We start from the raw sequence: 15538 nt of genomic DNA, 5'->3' as shown, positions 1-15538 counted from the left end.
CGGTCCTCCTTTTCTGCCTTTTTCTTATCTACATAGGACCTCATTCTATCCTTTTCTACTCACGAAGTTTTGGATCCAATGCATCCTGCAGTCCATCCCCCAAAACATTAAACGCAAACATCGTTAATGAAATCAATAATGCAGGAATAGCTAGCTGATAGAAATTGCCGATTAATATACTTCCAAGTGCATCATTTGTTAAGCTTCCCCAACTAGCTTGCGGCGGTTGAATTCCAAGCCCAAGGAAACTCAAGGTTGCTTCAGCAAAAATGGCAGTCGGTATCGTTAAGGTGACGTTTACAAGAATGGGTCCCATCGAATTTGGAATTAAATGTTTTCTCAGTGTCCAGCTTAACTTTGCACCAGCAACTTTAGCCGCCTGAACATATTCATTTTCCTTTAATTGCAGCACTTGCCCACGGACAAGACGTGCCATCGGAATCCACCCGGTAATCGTCATAGCAATAATGATTGGAAAAATACCAGGCTTTAGTACAACCATGATTAGAATCACCATGAGTAAATATGGAATTGAGTAAATTACCTCGGCAATACGCATCATGATATTATCCGTTCTCCCGCCCCTGATTGCCGAAATCCCTCCATAGATAACTCCCAACATGAAGTCTATCAGGGCAGCCATTAAACCAATAAATAATGAAATCCGCGCTCCGTACCAAGCTCTCGTAAACAAATCCCTCCCGGAAGCGTCAGTTCCAAACCAGTGCTCCGCATTTGGGGCCAAGTTCTTCTTCGTAAAATCCTGTTCATAATAGGTAAAGCCGTTCATATATGGACCAAAAATCGCCATCAAGCATAACAGAATAATCAACACCAGTCCTGTCATAGCTAGCTTATTAGCGCGCAGTCGCCTCCATACATCACTCCAATAGGAGATCGTTGGTCTGGATATTCGATCAGCCTCTTGAAAATTATTTTCTGCCGGTATAAACATTTCTTCGGTTACTTCTATTTTCCCTGCCATTATTTGCTCGCCCCCGTCACTTTAATTCTAGGATCAATCCATGTGTAAACCACATCGACGATAAAAATTAAAAAGATGAGAATCGCGCTGTAAAAAACAGTTGATCCAAGAATGACTGGATAATCACGGTTCATAATCCCTTTTACAAACATTTCCCCAATCCCTGGAATTCCAAATATATGTTCAATAACGAAACTTCCCGTTACAACATTCGCCGTTAATATACCTAAAATCGTAACGACCGGCATCAAAGCATTACGAATTGCATGTTTAATGATCACTGCATTCTTTCGTAACCCTTTTGCTTTAGCCGTTAAAATATAATCCTGATTTAAGACTTCAATCATGCTTGTTCTCATCAATCTCGCGATATAAGCAAGCGGCATCATCGCAAGTGCAATGGATGGTAATACTGTATGGCTCCAAGATTTCCATGTCGCTACTGGAAAAAAGGACCATTTAACTGCCAAGAAATTAATGAGTAACGTGGCCAACACAAAACTTGGAACAGATATTCCAATAATTGCAATAATCATCGATGTATAATCTGGCCAACGTTTTCGATACAATGAAGCGATGACTCCTAATATTAGGCCAAAGAAAACAGCAATAATCATAGCTTGAGCACCTAGATGAAAGGAAACCGGGAAACCTTTTTCAATGTAATCATTGACTGTTAATGTCTTAGATTTCAATGATGGACCAAAATCTAATAGAGCCACTTGTTTGAGATAAAAGAAATACTGGACAATTTTTGGTTTGTCCAAATTATAATGACGCTGTAAATTTTCGTATACTGATTCAGGCATTGTACCTTCTTTTGCAAATGGGTCACCTGGAATACTATGCATAATAATAAAGGTAATCGTAATGGTTGCCCATAAAGTAATAATCGCCCACATAAAGCGATGTAAGACATATTTCAACATGATCAATCACCCCAATCCTCTTTATCCTACGCTTAACGGGAAGTAAGACCCCCACGGATGGAAATTTTCGCTTTATTGAAGACTTTTTTTGATTGTGGATATCGCAATGGAAAAAGGGGGCATGCCCAACAATAGGACACGCCTCCGATTTTCCATAGCAATTATTCTTTAGCATCCATATCAACATCTGCATAAATAAATTGAGGATATCTGTTGATTGGTGTATAAACACCCGTCACATATTCTTTAACCGTATGTGGCTTCGTATAGAAATAGATTGGGATAATCGGCATTTCATCCATTAGCAGTTTTTCAGCTTTATGCATATTATCCATACGAACTTGTTGATCCATTGTCTGTTTTGCTTCAGTTATCCATTTATCGTATTCAGCATTTTTCCAATTCGCATCATTGTAGGCACTTTCAGAAGTCCATAAATCCATAAATGTCATCGGATCTACATAGTCTCCAATCCAGCCAGCACGAGAAACTTGATATTCACCGGCTTTTTCACGGTCAAGTTTCACTTGGAATTCGGTATTTTCAAGCGTTACAGTTACTCCAAGGTTCTTGCGCCACATCTCTTGCACAGCTTCAGCAATTTTTTGGTGACCTTCAGAAGTATTGAATAAAATAGAGAATTCAGGAAGCTTATCCATTCCTTCCTCAGCTAATCCTTCTGCCAGTAATTTCTTTGCTTCTTCAATACCTTCTGAGAAAAGGTCTCCGGTATTTTCTTGGTAGTCACCATTCACATCAGGAATTCCTGGAGGTACTACTGAATATGCTGGCTGTTGACCACCTTGGGCGACATTTTCCGTAATCGTTTTTCGGTCAATCGCCATACTTAATGCCCTTCTAACTTTTACGTTATTGAATGGTTTTACATCGTTATTTAAATTGTAATAATAAACAGATAAATCTGGTCCATTATGGAATTCTTTATCATCAGATTGTGCTAGTTGTCCTTGAACATCTTGTGGTAGGGGATACGCTAAATCCAATTCACCGGATTTATACATTTGCCATGCTGTGTTTTCATCTTCAAGAATGATAAAGTTGACAACATCTAAATTAATTTTATCTTTCTCATAATAATTTTCATTTTTCTCTAACTTAACACTTTCTTTATGTTTCCACTCTGTTAACTTAAATGGTCCATTTGAAACATAGCTCGTTGCTTCTGTGAACCATTTCGGATTTTCTTCTTGAACTTTTTTATTAATCGGATAATACGTATAGAAAGAAGTTAAATCAAGGAAGTATGGTGTAGCTTGAGCAAGCTTCACTTCAAGTGTTACATCGTCCTTCGCTTTTACACCAACTTGATCGGCTGTCCCTTCCCCCCCATTGTAAGCTTCTGCCCCTTCAAGATAAAACAGTTGATAGGCATAGTCAGAAGCTGTTTCAGGAGCAAGTGCATATTTCCAAGCAAATTCAAAATCATGTGCTGTTACGGGGTCTCCATTTGACCATTTCATGTCTTTTTTAATTTTAAAGGTCCAATTGATTCCATCATCGCTTGTCGGAACAGACGCCATTCCATCAATGATTTCACCTTCGGGCGTTTTCTTTGTCAATCCTTCAAAAGCATGTTCCAAAATCCATGAATCATGTGTACCTTGAGCTGTGCCTGGGTGCAACGATCCTGGTTCAGAGCTATTATTTAGATTCAAAACCTTTTCTACTACTTCTTTTTTTCCATCACTTTTCCCCGAGTCTTTAGTCGTTGTTTTTTCCGATGCTCCAAAACTATTACATCCTGAAATCACTACCATTAATGCCAAAACAAGAGCAAACAATGAATATTTATTTCGTTTCAAACAAATTCCTCCTTTTTTCATCATATTTGAAATAGACGAGTTGCCTTTCAATGCAAAGCTATTACGAAAATTACAAATGAATGTCAATTATTTATTTTATTTCCAAGATTGATATGTGAAGCGTGTTCCCCCCATTCTCACAAAAGCCATTGTCAGCCATTTAAAAAGTAGGATCACCCTTTCTTTTTTGTAATTGTCCCAATATTACAAATTCGACAACTATTTTATTTTCCCTTTAATAAATACTAATATTTGACTTATATGTAAATTATCATTTATTCTTCAGGTTTTAAGTCCTGATTTATAATTTTTCTCCATAAAAAAGAAAGTCTAACAAAATTCTGTCAGACTTTCTTCTTTTATTACTTTAATACCCATTTTTCAATTGCTTTGGCGACACCATTTTCTTCATTTGTTGCTGTAATCCAGTCCGCTGTCTCCTTCACGATATCCTGTGCATTTCCCATCGCAACGCCAAGACCCGCTTCCTTAATCATCATAATATCATTCAAACTATCGCCAACCGCCATGACTTCGTTCATGCTGATCCCAAGGCGGTTACAGACGACTTCAATCGCTTTAGCTTTATTAATGCCGAGAGCGTTCACTTCAATATTCGTTGGACTAGAATTACTGATTTCAAGCTGACCATTTTCTTTAAGCAGCTGGATAATTTCTTCACGTGCTTTATCATCATGCGTATTAAATCCGAATTTCAACCACTCTGATGCGAAAAGGTCTCCAGGTATATCTTCTCGATACACTCGATCACAGCTGACAGCCCAGAAATCTGTTCCATATTGCTTACTTAAATCAAGCATCCATTTTACAAAATCTGTTTGGACGATATTTCTCTCTACAAGTTTTCCCTGCTCGTTATAAATTTCACTGCCATTCACTGTGACTAGATACGAAGATAGTTCTAATGATTTCGCATAATCACTGCAGGTTGCATAAGTACGACCGGTACTTAGTACAACACGAACTCCTAGTTCCTCAGCCGCTCTAATGGCATGACGATTCTCTTGTGTCACTTTATTGTCTGGATCTAAGAGTGTTCCGTCCATATCCAAAGCAATTAATTTTATTTCATTTTTCAATATGTATTCTGACATTTTGATTTCATCCTTTCGAACGTATCTGTTGAATTTCATTCGCTTTTTCATTTTTATACTTAATCTCCAGCTGACGAGGAAATACAGCTTGTTTAACCGGAATAAATTTTTAATTTACCCACACCTCTTGCAGTGTGTTTCTAAATAGCAGATTTAAGTCTGTTGTTGGATCGGTAACTTCCTTATGTAAAGATTTTGCATATTGTTCAAGACGAGGAATTTCACTTTCGATAAATTGATTGATTATCTGTATTCTTGGCTCATAATCTAATTCATCACCTGCTATTTTTCTCTCTAGCAAAGTTGTAATTTCGTCCTTCAATTTTCCTTCAGGAACTAATACTACTAATAGAGCTTGAAATTCAATTGGCGGGACTTCATTGTATGTTTCAATCCACTTTGCAGCTAGTAACGGACGTAAAACGTAAAAATATTTCTTGATTTTCACAGAATTCTGCTGTAAGTAGTCCCGATAATTGCCTTTGGCCATATGTAAGTAATGATACATACAAGAGATAGGGGTAAACATACTATTCTCCAAGTTGCGCATTTGCTGGATCGTAGAATAGGCCGTGTAATACTCAATGCTTGAATGCATCCATTCTAAAAGAGGTGGATTGGATTTGCGGAACAATCGTAACGCTTTTGTGATTTCCCATCCATTTATGTCAAGTAAATCATTAATTGGAATTTCAATCACGTCTCGCTTATTGTTATCAATTGATAAATACCATTCTGGTTTGTGGACGTAAATAAAACGAACATCATAGTCACTGTCTTTAGAAGGGAAACCCCATGCCCTACTTCCAGATTCACATGCATAAACAATCGTTACATCAAATTCTTGTTCAATTCGCTTCAATTCTTGGCGTATAATTGATTTCATTTTCTCCCTCCTTACACTCAAATTCCCCAGCTACCTTTAAACCATAATAGAAATTGCTAATTTTCACAACAAAAAGACCTGACATAATGAAGATAGGCAGGCTTTTTTTGGTTAGATCCATTTTCTATTATTTTTCATCAGGGGCATTTGGTTCTGCAGAACTTTCCTTCCATGTCTGAACCCCATCATCTTCATCGAATTCGACCGTGACGTCCGTGACACCTCTTTCCTTGCTGATCGCTTCAACTAACCGATCTTTTATATCATCCGCTTCAGCTATCGTAATCGATGCATCCAGCTCAACTTCTAGTTCGACATGTAGATGCTCCCCTTCTTTTAATACAGTGATTTCTTGAATGTCTTTCACGTCTGGATCCTTAATGACCATATTGCCAATTTTATTTCGGATTTCTATATCAGATTCTCCGAGTACACCTGCTGCATTATCTAAAAAGACTTTACCTACTACAAAGAACATCATCCCCCCAATCATGACAGAAGCAATCCCTTCTGCTTGAGCAAACGCAGTGTAATGTGACAATAAAATAGCCACAATAGCGAGAACTCCTCCAGTTGTAGCAACGAAGTCTTCTAAAAACACCAGTTTTGTTGCTGGTTTCGCTTTTTTATAAGCCCCAAAGCTTTTCGTAACGATCGCAAACCCTTTTGCTTCTATCCCTGTTTCGTGAAGTACTTCTTTCATCGCTTTAAATAATACATACGTTTCAAGAATTACTGCTACAATAAGAACAGCAAGATTGATGGCGATCCCAGTAGATTGAGCTGGATGAATGATATGGTGAATCCCTTCTTTAATTGTTTCATACGACATGATTCCTACAATAAGTACAGCTCCCAATAATACGAGGTTAACAAGTCGACCAAAGCCTTCTGGAAAACGGTCTGTAGGTGCTTTTTTACTTAGAGCTGAGCCAACAAATACGAAGAATTGATTGGCCGCATCTCCTATACTATGTAACATTTCGGCAAACATCGCGACATTTCCGGTCATGAAATAAGCGACTGCTTTTAAGATAGCAATAATTGCGTTAACACAAGCAGCGATAATCGCTGATTTATTACCTTGCTTCAGTAATTTAAGTAATTCACTCATAGGCAGGTTCCTCTTTCTTATGTAATGGTTAAAGACTGAAATTGGGCGATAGCAGTAGTCTTCCTTCTTTACCTTATAATTAAGAAATGTACCCATTTCTGCTTCTCCACTAAACATGTCCTTCTGCTCATTTGGATCATTCCACTTTAGTAAATTACCTCTTATGTTTCGAAATTATTCCATCTTATTTATCATAATACCTATTTCGTTTAAAGAATTAGTACGGATTTTGTTAAAAAAATCAATTTAGTGAATTTACATTGTTAGTTCACTTCTTTTTTTAATTTTGACGGGTTATTTATCTTATACAGGATTTCTTTATTAAATTTTTTATCAACGATTTTACCGTCAAATTCAAGCTGATCTTGTTCTTCTAACTCAAGTTTTTTTAACGTCTTGCTATAGGCACACCACGCATCGCCAATAAATAACTCTGATTCTCCAGTAATCTGGACATTTTCCAACAGAATCACTTCATCCTCCTCACCAGTAAAATGATTCATTTTTGCGGTAAATTCTTTGATTTTGGCGGTGAAGTGAACTTTATCTTCAGGCAGCGCTAATTTAGGCTTCTTTTCTTTTTTTGGTTTTTTTTCTTTAGGCTTCGATTCTTTTTTAGGTACAAGTTCTTCAACTAGCGCTTCAATGGTGTCATTCGTAACCTCAATTGCTGTTTCTTCAGCAGGACCGCTCAATAATTCCTTGCCAAAGCTGTTACTTTGCATTTCCTTCAAATAGGCTGGATGAATACAGCTTAGTGAACCATCTTCAAATTCTACAACAATCGTGTTAAAGTCATTCGAGTAAACCTGGAAACCTGCAAGCTTTACTTTCCCTTGATAATGGGGCGTTTTAAACCATACTTCATCTTTAACCGATCTGGCGGTAAACAAACTCCATTCTAAACCTTTTTCAATGTATTCTTCTCTATTTTCGAAAGTTAAAAACTCGCCTACAGGCGGGATTTTATATACAGCATTCACCAAACAAAACACTCCTCTGAATCTTCTTTTTATCAGTTTATCAAAATCTCAGGATATTTAACAACAGTGAGTAACATGAGATAAGAAAAGGGACTGTGGATTTGGAGTTTCTTATACATAAAAAATAAGGACGGCCCATAAGAAAAGGATCAGACTCCGCAACTATTACATACAATTCACATGAAATGTACGTAAGTTTAGTACTGAGTCTGAGCCTTTTGGGGCATCCTCACTCTATGTTTTATCTTTGAAACTGTACGTGATGCAAGTTCGCGAATATTCCACCCTGATCAATCAACTCATCATGCTTCCCTTGCTCTGCAATTCCTTCTTCAGTAACAACTACTATCCGGTCAGCGTTACGAATCGTTGCTAGCCTGTGGGCAATAACTAAAGTCGTTCTGTTCACAGCAAGCTCCGATAATGCTTCTTGAATAATCATCTCTGTCTCTGTATCCAATGCCGATGTGGCTTCATCGAGGATTAAGATTGGCGGATTTTTCAAGAACATCCGCGCAATGGCGATCCGCTGTTTCTGTCCGCCAGATAATTTTAGACCACGCTCACCAATTTGGGTTTCGTAACCATCTGGAAGTCCAGCAACAAAGCTTTCAAGATGTGCCTTTTTTGCGGCATCATGAATTTGTTCGTCTGTTGCACATAGCATTCCATAAGCTATGTTTTCTTTCAAAGTTCCAGTAAACAAAAACACATCTTGCTGCACAATACCAATTTTTGATCGTAGTGATTGCTTTGTCATCTCTCGAATATCAATTCCGTCGATTTTAATGCTACCTTTTGTAACATCGTAGAATCTTGGAATCAACGAGCAGATCGTAGTTTTTCCAGCACCAGATGGACCGACAAAGGCAACTGTTTCACCAGCTTGAATGGTCAAATCAATCTCGTTTAATATCGTTCTTTTATCATCATAACCAAAGCTGACATTTGAAAATGAGATGTCACCTTGTAACGACGCAACAACCTCAGCACCCGGCTTATCTTGTACATCTGGATTGACATCAAGAAGTTCGGTAAATCGCTTAAAGCCAGCCATCCCTTTTGGATACAGCTCCATCAAGGCGCTGATTTTATCCACAGGTTTAAATAACACATTCACATATAAGACAAACCCTACCATTTGACCGTACGATAGACGGTTTTCGTATACTAACCAAGCACCAACTACCAATACGGCAAGAGTCATGAAGCGAGTCATCATGTATATTCCCGATGAGCTGAAGGACATCACTTTATAGCCGAGTAGCTTTGCTCTTCTGAATTTCTTGTTATTGACAGCGAATCGGTCCATTTCATACTTTTCATTTGTAAAAGATTGGACTACACGTACACCTGATACACTGTCTTCCACACGTGCATTCACATCCGCCACTTCCGTATACATCTGCTTCCAGGCTTTGTTCATTTTCATATTACTGAATACAATAAGCACAACAAGTAACGGTATAATACAAACTGTCACAAGAGTAAGTTGGATATTGATCGTCATCATGATCCAAAAAGCACCGAAGAATGTCATAACGGCAATGAATAAATCCTCTGGTCCGTGATGGGCAAGCTCGCCAATATCAAATAAATCATTGGTAATCCGACTCATAATATGACCTGTTTTCGTATTATCAAAAAATTTAAAAGATTGCTTTTGTACATGTTGAAACAGCTGCTGACGCATGTCTGTTTCTATATTGATTCCGAGCATATGTCCCCAATAGTTCACGATATACTGCAATAACGTACTGATTATGTATAGCACTAACAAACCAACACTTACGGTTACGATTGTTGGCCAATCTTCACCTGGAAGCAAGCTATCAATGAACCATTGCACAGCTAGCGGAAAGGCCAATTCAAGTAAAGCCACGATAACTGCACAGCTAAAGTCAATCACAAACAAACGTCGGTGTGGCTTATAATAAGAATAAAATCGTCGAATCATTAATCGTATCCCCTTTCCTATAATACTAGAATTATAGGACCAGCAAAGGAAATAAACAAGTGCTCTATAATAAGGAATACCCCCTTACTCCGAATGAAGTCTTGGAGTACTTGAAATTTGAGCATTTTTATTTCTGAATATTCTTTTTACGCACACAATTTCATGTAGAAGGTTTGCTGAAATTGTGGTAAAATGCTCCTAACATTATTCCGGAACATAAACGATATCTCAAAAGGAGCGAAAAACATGTAGGAATCCATTCGTAACCACTAAACAGCTTACCAATATCATCTAAAGGAATGAGACGATGAAAAATAAATCATTTCGATTTCTTTGGGTTGGGCAAGTGTTTGCGAATTTGGGGGATATTTTCTATGTGGTCGGGTTAATTTCTCTTATTTATGCTTTAACCGGGTCTGCTTTTTATATGAGCTTGCTTCCATTTACGACAACGATGTTTCGCTTTATTAGTAACCTTTTTGCCCCCCTGGTTATTGATCGATTTCCGCTTAAACAAATACTTGTACAATCTCAATGGTTAAAAACGCTATTGCTTATCTTACTCGTTTGTTATCTATTTATCTTTGAGCAGCCAATGATTCTCTTGATTTCTATATGTATAGCCTTAATCTCACTCTTGGATGGTGTTGCAGCTCCCGTCAGCAGCTCGCTTACTCCGCTTTTAGTACCTAAAGAAGACTGGATTAAGGCCAATGGTTTTCTGAGTGTCTTGACACAGGGGGTATCTTTAACCGGCTGGTCGCTTGGTGCTATTCTGTTAGCAATCACTGATAGCAGCTTTATCATTTTATTAACGGTCATTTTGTACGCTCTTTCTGCTGTATGTATGATGCATATCAATCTAGCTATTGAAAAAGACAGTGAAGAATCTGTTCAATCAACGAGGTGGGATTCGTTTAAATCAGGCTGGGTTGCCATTTACCATGCACCTCCGATTCGCCTCGTTATAGTCTCAGATTTTATAACGAGCATTGCTTCAGGTATTTGGATCGCAGCTGTTTTATATGTGTATGTGGAAGACCAGCTACATCGTGGTGAAGAATGGTGGGGCTATTTAAATACAGGTCATTTTTTAGGAATGATTGTTGGCGGAATTCTTACATTTCGTTTCGCCTCTCAACTGGAAAAGCATTCACAGACCTATATCATATTCGGACTTTTCGTAGACGCGCTGCTTACCTTTTTATTTGGAGTAACGAGCCTCCCGCTACTCTCTTTATTGATTACAGTAATACATGGCTTCCCTCAGCAAATCCGGGAAATAGCTTTTACTAAAGTCATTCAGGATCATGCTACTGAAAAAATGTTAGCTAAAGTCTATTCCTCTTGGAATGTTGTAATTAACTTTACATTTGCTCTTTCCGTTTTGCTTTTAGGCTACATTACTGAAGCATATGGCGTGAAAACTACTTTCACCTTTGCTTCCCTGCTTATTTTTATCGCATTTAGTTTGTTCTTGGTCAGAAAAAATGATCTAGTTTCATTACCGTTTGTTAGAAATAATGATGTAGATTAATAAAGTGAATCTTCCATCAGTGGGGTTTTCTTTGTCCCTCACTTATTCTTTCTCGATTCCTCAAAGTCTTTTTCGTTATGGGTCTTACTGACCGTTAATCTGCGATAAAAATATCCCTAAGAAGCTTATACCTCTTAGGGATATTTTTTCAGTTTCAGCCTGCTACTATTTAAAAACCGTTCACATAAAATTCTACAGTTTCTAATTCCTCGTCACTCAATGCTCTGGCAAGTACTTGCGAAAGTTCTTGTTCAATGTTTTGTTTATTTCCTTTATGTTTTTTAGTAAGCTGTGCTGAAAGCTTCATGAAGGACAACTGTTTTTGGAATTCTTCCTTTGTTAATGGAGATTGATGATGGGAGAGAAAAATGGTCTCTGCCTCAAAGGTTTCTAATTTCTGCACGAGTTGTAATGATTTTTCCACCGTATAATTCCATTTTTCCGCATATAGATTAGCATATAAACAATCGCCTAGAAATAAAATCTTTTCTTCAGGCAGATAGATAATCGTCGAATCATCAGCATGATCTCCACCGACATGCTCGATCATGCATGTAACACCACCAAGATTAATTTGCAACGTTTTGTCAAAAATAAGTTGAGGTATTGGAATGACGATATCTCGTTCACTGCCTAATTCTAGCTTTATTGCATCTGCACAAAATGGAATTTCAGTTCCAGCTTCAACTCGCTCGTCCAAGAATGAATCTTCCCAAGATAAAGTTTGCATCTGTTTAAGATTTTCTGCTGTTTTTTGTTGCGCGATGACCGGGCTCTTGATTTCATTTAAACCAAAAACATGATCCCAATCTGAATGGGTAAGAACAAGATAATCACCTTTTACGCCGTGGTTTGCTAATTGTTCTTGAAACAATTTTGTATGATTCACGGAATTTCCCGCATCAATCAGCAGCGTTTGATCATCTCCTACAACCGCTGCCAATACCGGGCGGTCTGTTTTTTGAACAGGTGTTAAATAAAGAAATCGTTCCGAAAGTTTAACTAATTTTTGCATGTTGTTCACTCCTTGTTGTAAAAAAGCCATAGTACTTAGTGATATATTGAGAGATATTCAATTTAGCTTAAAAAGAATGGGTTCATTCACACCTATTCTTAATAACGCTGCCCCATAACGAAAGGGTCAGATCCCCCAGGTGTATATAGTGTGACGTTATAGCCCCTTTAGGAACTATCCTATTCCTCTCTCACTTATTAAAAATGCCCTATTTATTGTACAACAACTAAAGGCGGGATTAATATGAATTTCAAGAAAAGTGATACATTCTTTTTAGACTTATTAATAAAATTGCTTCTAAATTTTATATTTCCCCACTTTTACCGATAAAAAAAACAGAGATCTTTTAATAAAAAGGTGTTCTATCGTTTAAATTATCGTTTTTTACATATTATTGAAATTTTTTCAGAATGATTCAAAACTCATATTTGGTATTAAGCAGCCGACAATACTAATAAAAATATGGAAGGACTTAAATTTTTCACAAGTAACGCTGACCCATAACTAAAGATCCAAATTCTTTTGGACTATTTCTATTTCAAAACAAGTATATTATTATTCATGTACACCCAATTCTGCGGAAACGACAATCCGATATGCCAAAAAGTTGTCCCAGCTAAGCGATAGCCGTCAATCAACTCATATTTAGCTGTTATACTCCGAATATCTTCAAACCAGACAGTATGCTGATTGCCACCTTCCAAATAAGTGTACCAAGGGGAAGCTGCAGCTTGATTGTACTTAATTTCGCTCCATTTAACAATGGCTTGATTTTGGGCATTTTTTACTGAAGTGGCCGTGGTGACATTACTTGGAACAATCCAGTCATATGCATACAACGGGATGGCAGCTTGGAGCTTCATTGATGGGATATTGGCAAGTCCATACCGCAATACTTGAGCCATCCACCATAGTGGAGAAACGGGGTTCGGCGGACCTGTTGGATAGCCATAATCAATGGTCATAATCGCAACAAGATCGGCCACTTCCCCAATTGCGCGATAATCGTGTCCTCCAACAATTCGATTTGAAAAATTATCTTCCGTTTTTGAATGAACATTAACATGAAGGATGCGTGCACCGAGTGCAGCTTTCAATTCTCTAAGTAATAATACATAATCTTCACGTCTTGCTGGCGGGATAAATTCAAGGTCCATGCTTACACCGCTATACCCCTTTTCCTCTATGAAATTCATCATGCTTCTTACTAAATTGGTACGATAGATTGGATTTGCTAACACAGTCCCAACCAATTCAGCATTAAAATCGCCATCTTGAAAATTCCGGATCATCAAAAGCGGTTTAACTCCGACTTGTTTACATTTCGCAACAAGTGCATGGTCATCTCCATCGACATAGGCATTGCCTTCATTGGTAAAGGAGTATGCAACAATCGCCAAATATGTAAGTTGGTAGGCATGCTGTTCAAGATTGGTAAAAACTAATCCTCCGCTAACTGGAAATGAAAAACCAAGTGTAATCAGCCTGTTTTTATAAGGAGAAGGAATTCTAATCCTTCGATTAATTTGAAGGTTAGACGGTTCGATGCCCGGATTTGCTTGCGTAATAGCTTGCACACTCGTTCCGTAAACTTTCGCTATTTCATATAATGTATCTCTCGGTTTAATATAATACAGCCGATTCCTTAATGTAGTTTCTGGGATATAAAGCGCAAGACCAGGTACGATTGCCGTGCTTAATACCAAACCATTTATATTCATAAGACTGGTTATATCAATCTTATACATGAGGGAAATTGACCATATTGTGTCACCCGTTTTCACCACATGGATTCCCATTACTCCACCTCATTTCTATTTTCCCCCGTTTAATTACTCTAACCATACAGACTAAATTCGTCACATCTTTTGTCCCTTCAATAGCTTGACCACATTTTGTATAGGTCACACTTACAGATCATGTGAAACTTCCATTGGTTAGTTAAACTGGGATAAAAATTATACTTAATACTAGTTTATGGGGTTCTTTGGTCTTGTTATGTCTTTTTTTAAAAATTATGTTTTTTTGAAACCTATTCTTGGAATAAAACGTCTATTATAAAGGGAGTAATTTTTTATTAGGAGGATAAGAATGCGTAATTTGAAGATTATAAGCTTAGCTTTTCTGCTTTCGGCTTGCTTTATAGCTTCTTTCCATGCAAAGTCGCAATTAAACAAAGGAGAATTATATACTAGCAATGAAGCCGTAAAGGCTACACCGTCCATGGAATCTGTCTTGGGTAACAGAGATAGCTATGACAAATGCGTTGTTCCTCATAGCATTTCATGTATAAGTAAAGAGAATACAATCGAGCATTCGATTGATTTGTACGATGTAAATACATACAGAGAAGTCCAAACTCTCCATTCACTCATCATGGAATATGAAAAATGAATGAATGGTTTGGACACTGTTTTTGATAGGGATGAATTATCCATATTTCTTGGTAGTTATTTTATTAACTCTTTTATATCGTAAAATTTCCCATTATCCAATTCCTGTTCATCTAGTAACTCAAGTAAGATATTTGCAACAAAATCAGGTGTCCGTAGCATTCCTTTCTCCTTATAATCATGAAATTTCGCAGAATCAGCAAAATCAGTCTCATTTGCAGAACGGATCACTTTTTGCATAGTTGTATCCATCACACCAGGAGAAAACGATATCACGTATGCGGGATTTTCCTCTCTCAATTGTTCAGCTCCAGCAACTCTCGTATACATTTCAAGACCCGCTTTCGAACTGCAATACGCGCCCCAGCCTTCATAAGGATTCTTTGCTGCCCCACTTGAGATATTGACAACCACTTTCTTATTCTTGTACCCTTTTGTTCTTCTTAAAAATGAATCCATTAGAATCGCCGGAGCCAGATAATTCAATTTTGCATGTAAAATAAACGCTTCCGCATCTAGTTCTCCAATCCGTTTTATTGGTTCAACCATACCAGCGTTATTAATGAAATACAACTCATCTTCATCATTGTGAAAATGAGAAATAATTTCATCCATGACCTTTTCTAATTGGTTTGTTTCAGTTAAATCTGCGCTAACAAATGCAAGATTTTCACTCTTTTGCAAGGTTTTATGATTATTTCTTGCGACTAGTATACATCGGAATCCCTGATTAAGACATATTTCTGCCAATGCAGCACCAAGTCCCTTAGAAGCTCCTGTTATAATAAATGTTTTCATATT

14 protein-coding genes are annotated in these 15538 nt (G+C 37.5%); 2 read left to right on the top strand and 12 right to left on the bottom strand.

From position 1 onward, the window contains the following. Nucleotides 1-55: 55 nt before the first annotated feature. The 9 genes from ACIQZI_RS07385 to ACIQZI_RS07345 form a co-directional block, all read right to left on the bottom strand. Nucleotides 56-985, bottom strand: coding sequence for an ABC transporter permease (locus ACIQZI_RS07385; RefSeq protein ID WP_062179208.1), 930 nt, complete (start codon nt 983-985; stop codon nt 56-58). Next, on the bottom strand, nt 985-1914 hold the full coding sequence (locus tag ACIQZI_RS07380) for an ABC transporter permease (protein ID WP_062179204.1): 930 nt from the start codon (nt 1912-1914) through the stop codon (nt 985-987). Before ACIQZI_RS07380 ends, ACIQZI_RS07385 begins: the two co-directional genes overlap by 1 nt. A gap of 161 nt (nt 1915-2075) precedes the next feature. Next, nucleotides 2076-3737 (bottom strand): peptide ABC transporter substrate-binding protein, encoded by a 1662-nt coding sequence (locus ACIQZI_RS07375; protein WP_403071093.1) that lies wholly within the window; start codon nt 3735-3737, stop codon nt 2076-2078. A gap of 362 nt (nt 3738-4099) precedes the next feature. Continuing rightward, nucleotides 4100-4852, bottom strand: a complete 753-nt coding sequence (locus ACIQZI_RS07370) for a Cof-type HAD-IIB family hydrolase (RefSeq protein ID WP_172796826.1) — start codon at nt 4850-4852, stop codon at nt 4100-4102. 109 nt (nt 4853-4961) lie between these two features. Next, the gene (locus ACIQZI_RS07365; RefSeq protein ID WP_403071090.1) at nt 4962-5738 is read right to left on the bottom strand and encodes a nucleotidyltransferase domain-containing protein; all 777 of its coding nucleotides are present in this window, start codon (nt 5736-5738) and stop codon (nt 4962-4964) included. After that, nucleotides 5701-5859 carry a hypothetical protein gene (locus ACIQZI_RS07360; RefSeq protein WP_403071087.1) on the bottom strand — a complete coding sequence of 53 codons (159 nt, stop codon included), beginning with the start codon at nt 5857-5859 and terminating at the stop codon, nt 5701-5703. Before ACIQZI_RS07360 ends, ACIQZI_RS07365 begins: the two co-directional genes overlap by 38 nt. Before the next feature lie 6 nt (nt 5860-5865). Beyond that, the gene (locus tag ACIQZI_RS07355) at nt 5866-6852 is read right to left on the bottom strand and encodes a cation diffusion facilitator family transporter (protein ID WP_403071084.1); all 987 of its coding nucleotides are present in this window, start codon (nt 6850-6852) and stop codon (nt 5866-5868) included. Between the two features lie 263 nt (nt 6853-7115). Then, a complete protein-coding gene (locus ACIQZI_RS07350; RefSeq protein ID WP_403072127.1) occupies nt 7116-7835 on the bottom strand; it encodes a hypothetical protein in 720 nt (239 codons plus the stop codon). A 241-nt stretch (nt 7836-8076) separates the two neighbouring features. After that, on the bottom strand, nt 8077-9792 hold the full coding sequence (locus tag ACIQZI_RS07345) for an ABC transporter ATP-binding protein (protein ID WP_403071081.1): 1716 nt from the start codon (nt 9790-9792) through the stop codon (nt 8077-8079). 307 nt (nt 9793-10099) lie between these two features. Between ACIQZI_RS07345 and ACIQZI_RS07340 the strand changes: the two genes are divergently transcribed. Continuing rightward, nucleotides 10100-11329 carry an MFS transporter gene (locus tag ACIQZI_RS07340; RefSeq protein ID WP_403071078.1) on the top strand — a complete coding sequence of 410 codons (1230 nt, stop codon included), beginning with the start codon at nt 10100-10102 and terminating at the stop codon, nt 11327-11329. A gap of 169 nt (nt 11330-11498) precedes the next feature. On the opposite strand, the gene ACIQZI_RS07335 is transcribed toward ACIQZI_RS07340, so the two are convergent. Continuing rightward, the gene (locus ACIQZI_RS07335; RefSeq protein WP_403071075.1) at nt 11499-12344 is read right to left on the bottom strand and encodes an MBL fold metallo-hydrolase; all 846 of its coding nucleotides are present in this window, start codon (nt 12342-12344) and stop codon (nt 11499-11501) included. A 533-nt stretch (nt 12345-12877) separates the two neighbouring features. Continuing rightward, nucleotides 12878-14143 (bottom strand): LysM peptidoglycan-binding domain-containing protein, encoded by a 1266-nt coding sequence (locus ACIQZI_RS07330; protein WP_403071072.1) that lies wholly within the window; start codon nt 14141-14143, stop codon nt 12878-12880. Nucleotides 14144-14435: 292 nt separating this feature from the next. Here ACIQZI_RS07330 and ACIQZI_RS07325 point away from each other — a divergent pair, with 292 nt between their 5' ends. Then, complete coding sequence (locus tag ACIQZI_RS07325) at nt 14436-14738, top strand: hypothetical protein (protein WP_062179171.1); 303 nt, start codon at nt 14436-14438, stop codon at nt 14736-14738. Nucleotides 14739-14794: 56 nt separating this feature from the next. On the opposite strand, the gene ACIQZI_RS07320 is transcribed toward ACIQZI_RS07325, so the two are convergent. Then, the gene (locus ACIQZI_RS07320) at nt 14795-15535 is read right to left on the bottom strand and encodes a (S)-benzoin forming benzil reductase (protein WP_403071069.1); all 741 of its coding nucleotides are present in this window, start codon (nt 15533-15535) and stop codon (nt 14795-14797) included. Nucleotides 15536-15538 lie beyond the last annotated feature (3 nt).

The sequence above is a fragment of the Peribacillus sp. NPDC096379 genome, from assembly GCF_044762875.1.
In the GTDB taxonomy this organism is placed as follows: domain Bacteria; phylum Bacillota; class Bacilli; order Bacillales; family DSM-1321; genus Peribacillus.
This window is presented reverse-complemented; position numbering and strand designations above follow the sequence as displayed.

Coding starts and splice junctions, on each gene's coding strand:
- ACIQZI_RS07385 (WP_062179208.1), bottom strand. CDS start 985: ATGGCAGGGAAAATAGAAGTAACCGAAGAAATGTTTATACCGGCAGAA.
- ACIQZI_RS07380 (WP_062179204.1), bottom strand. CDS start 1,914: ATGTTGAAATATGTCTTACATCGCTTTATGTGGGCGATTATTACTTTA.
- ACIQZI_RS07370 (WP_172796826.1), bottom strand. CDS start 4,852: ATGTCAGAATACATATTGAAAAATGAAATAAAATTAATTGCTTTGGAT.
- ACIQZI_RS07365 (WP_403071090.1), bottom strand. CDS start 5,738: ATGAAATCAATTATACGCCAAGAATTGAAGCGAATTGAACAAGAATTT.
- ACIQZI_RS07360 (WP_403071087.1), bottom strand. CDS start 5,859: ATGGATCTAACCAAAAAAAGCCTGCCTATCTTCATTATGTCAGGTCTT.
- ACIQZI_RS07355 (WP_403071084.1), bottom strand. CDS start 6,852: ATGAGTGAATTACTTAAATTACTGAAGCAAGGTAATAAATCAGCGATT.
- ACIQZI_RS07345 (WP_403071081.1), bottom strand. CDS start 9,792: ATGATTCGACGATTTTATTCTTATTATAAGCCACACCGACGTTTGTTT.
- ACIQZI_RS07340 (WP_403071078.1), top strand. CDS start 10,100: ATGAAAAATAAATCATTTCGATTTCTTTGGGTTGGGCAAGTGTTTGCG.
- ACIQZI_RS07335 (WP_403071075.1), bottom strand. CDS start 12,344: ATGCAAAAATTAGTTAAACTTTCGGAACGATTTCTTTATTTAACACCT.
- ACIQZI_RS07330 (WP_403071072.1), bottom strand. CDS start 14,143: ATGGGAATCCATGTGGTGAAAACGGGTGACACAATATGGTCAATTTCC.
- ACIQZI_RS07325 (WP_062179171.1), top strand. CDS start 14,436: ATGCGTAATTTGAAGATTATAAGCTTAGCTTTTCTGCTTTCGGCTTGC.
- ACIQZI_RS07320 (WP_403071069.1), bottom strand. CDS start 15,535: ATGAAAACATTTATTATAACAGGAGCTTCTAAGGGACTTGGTGCTGCA.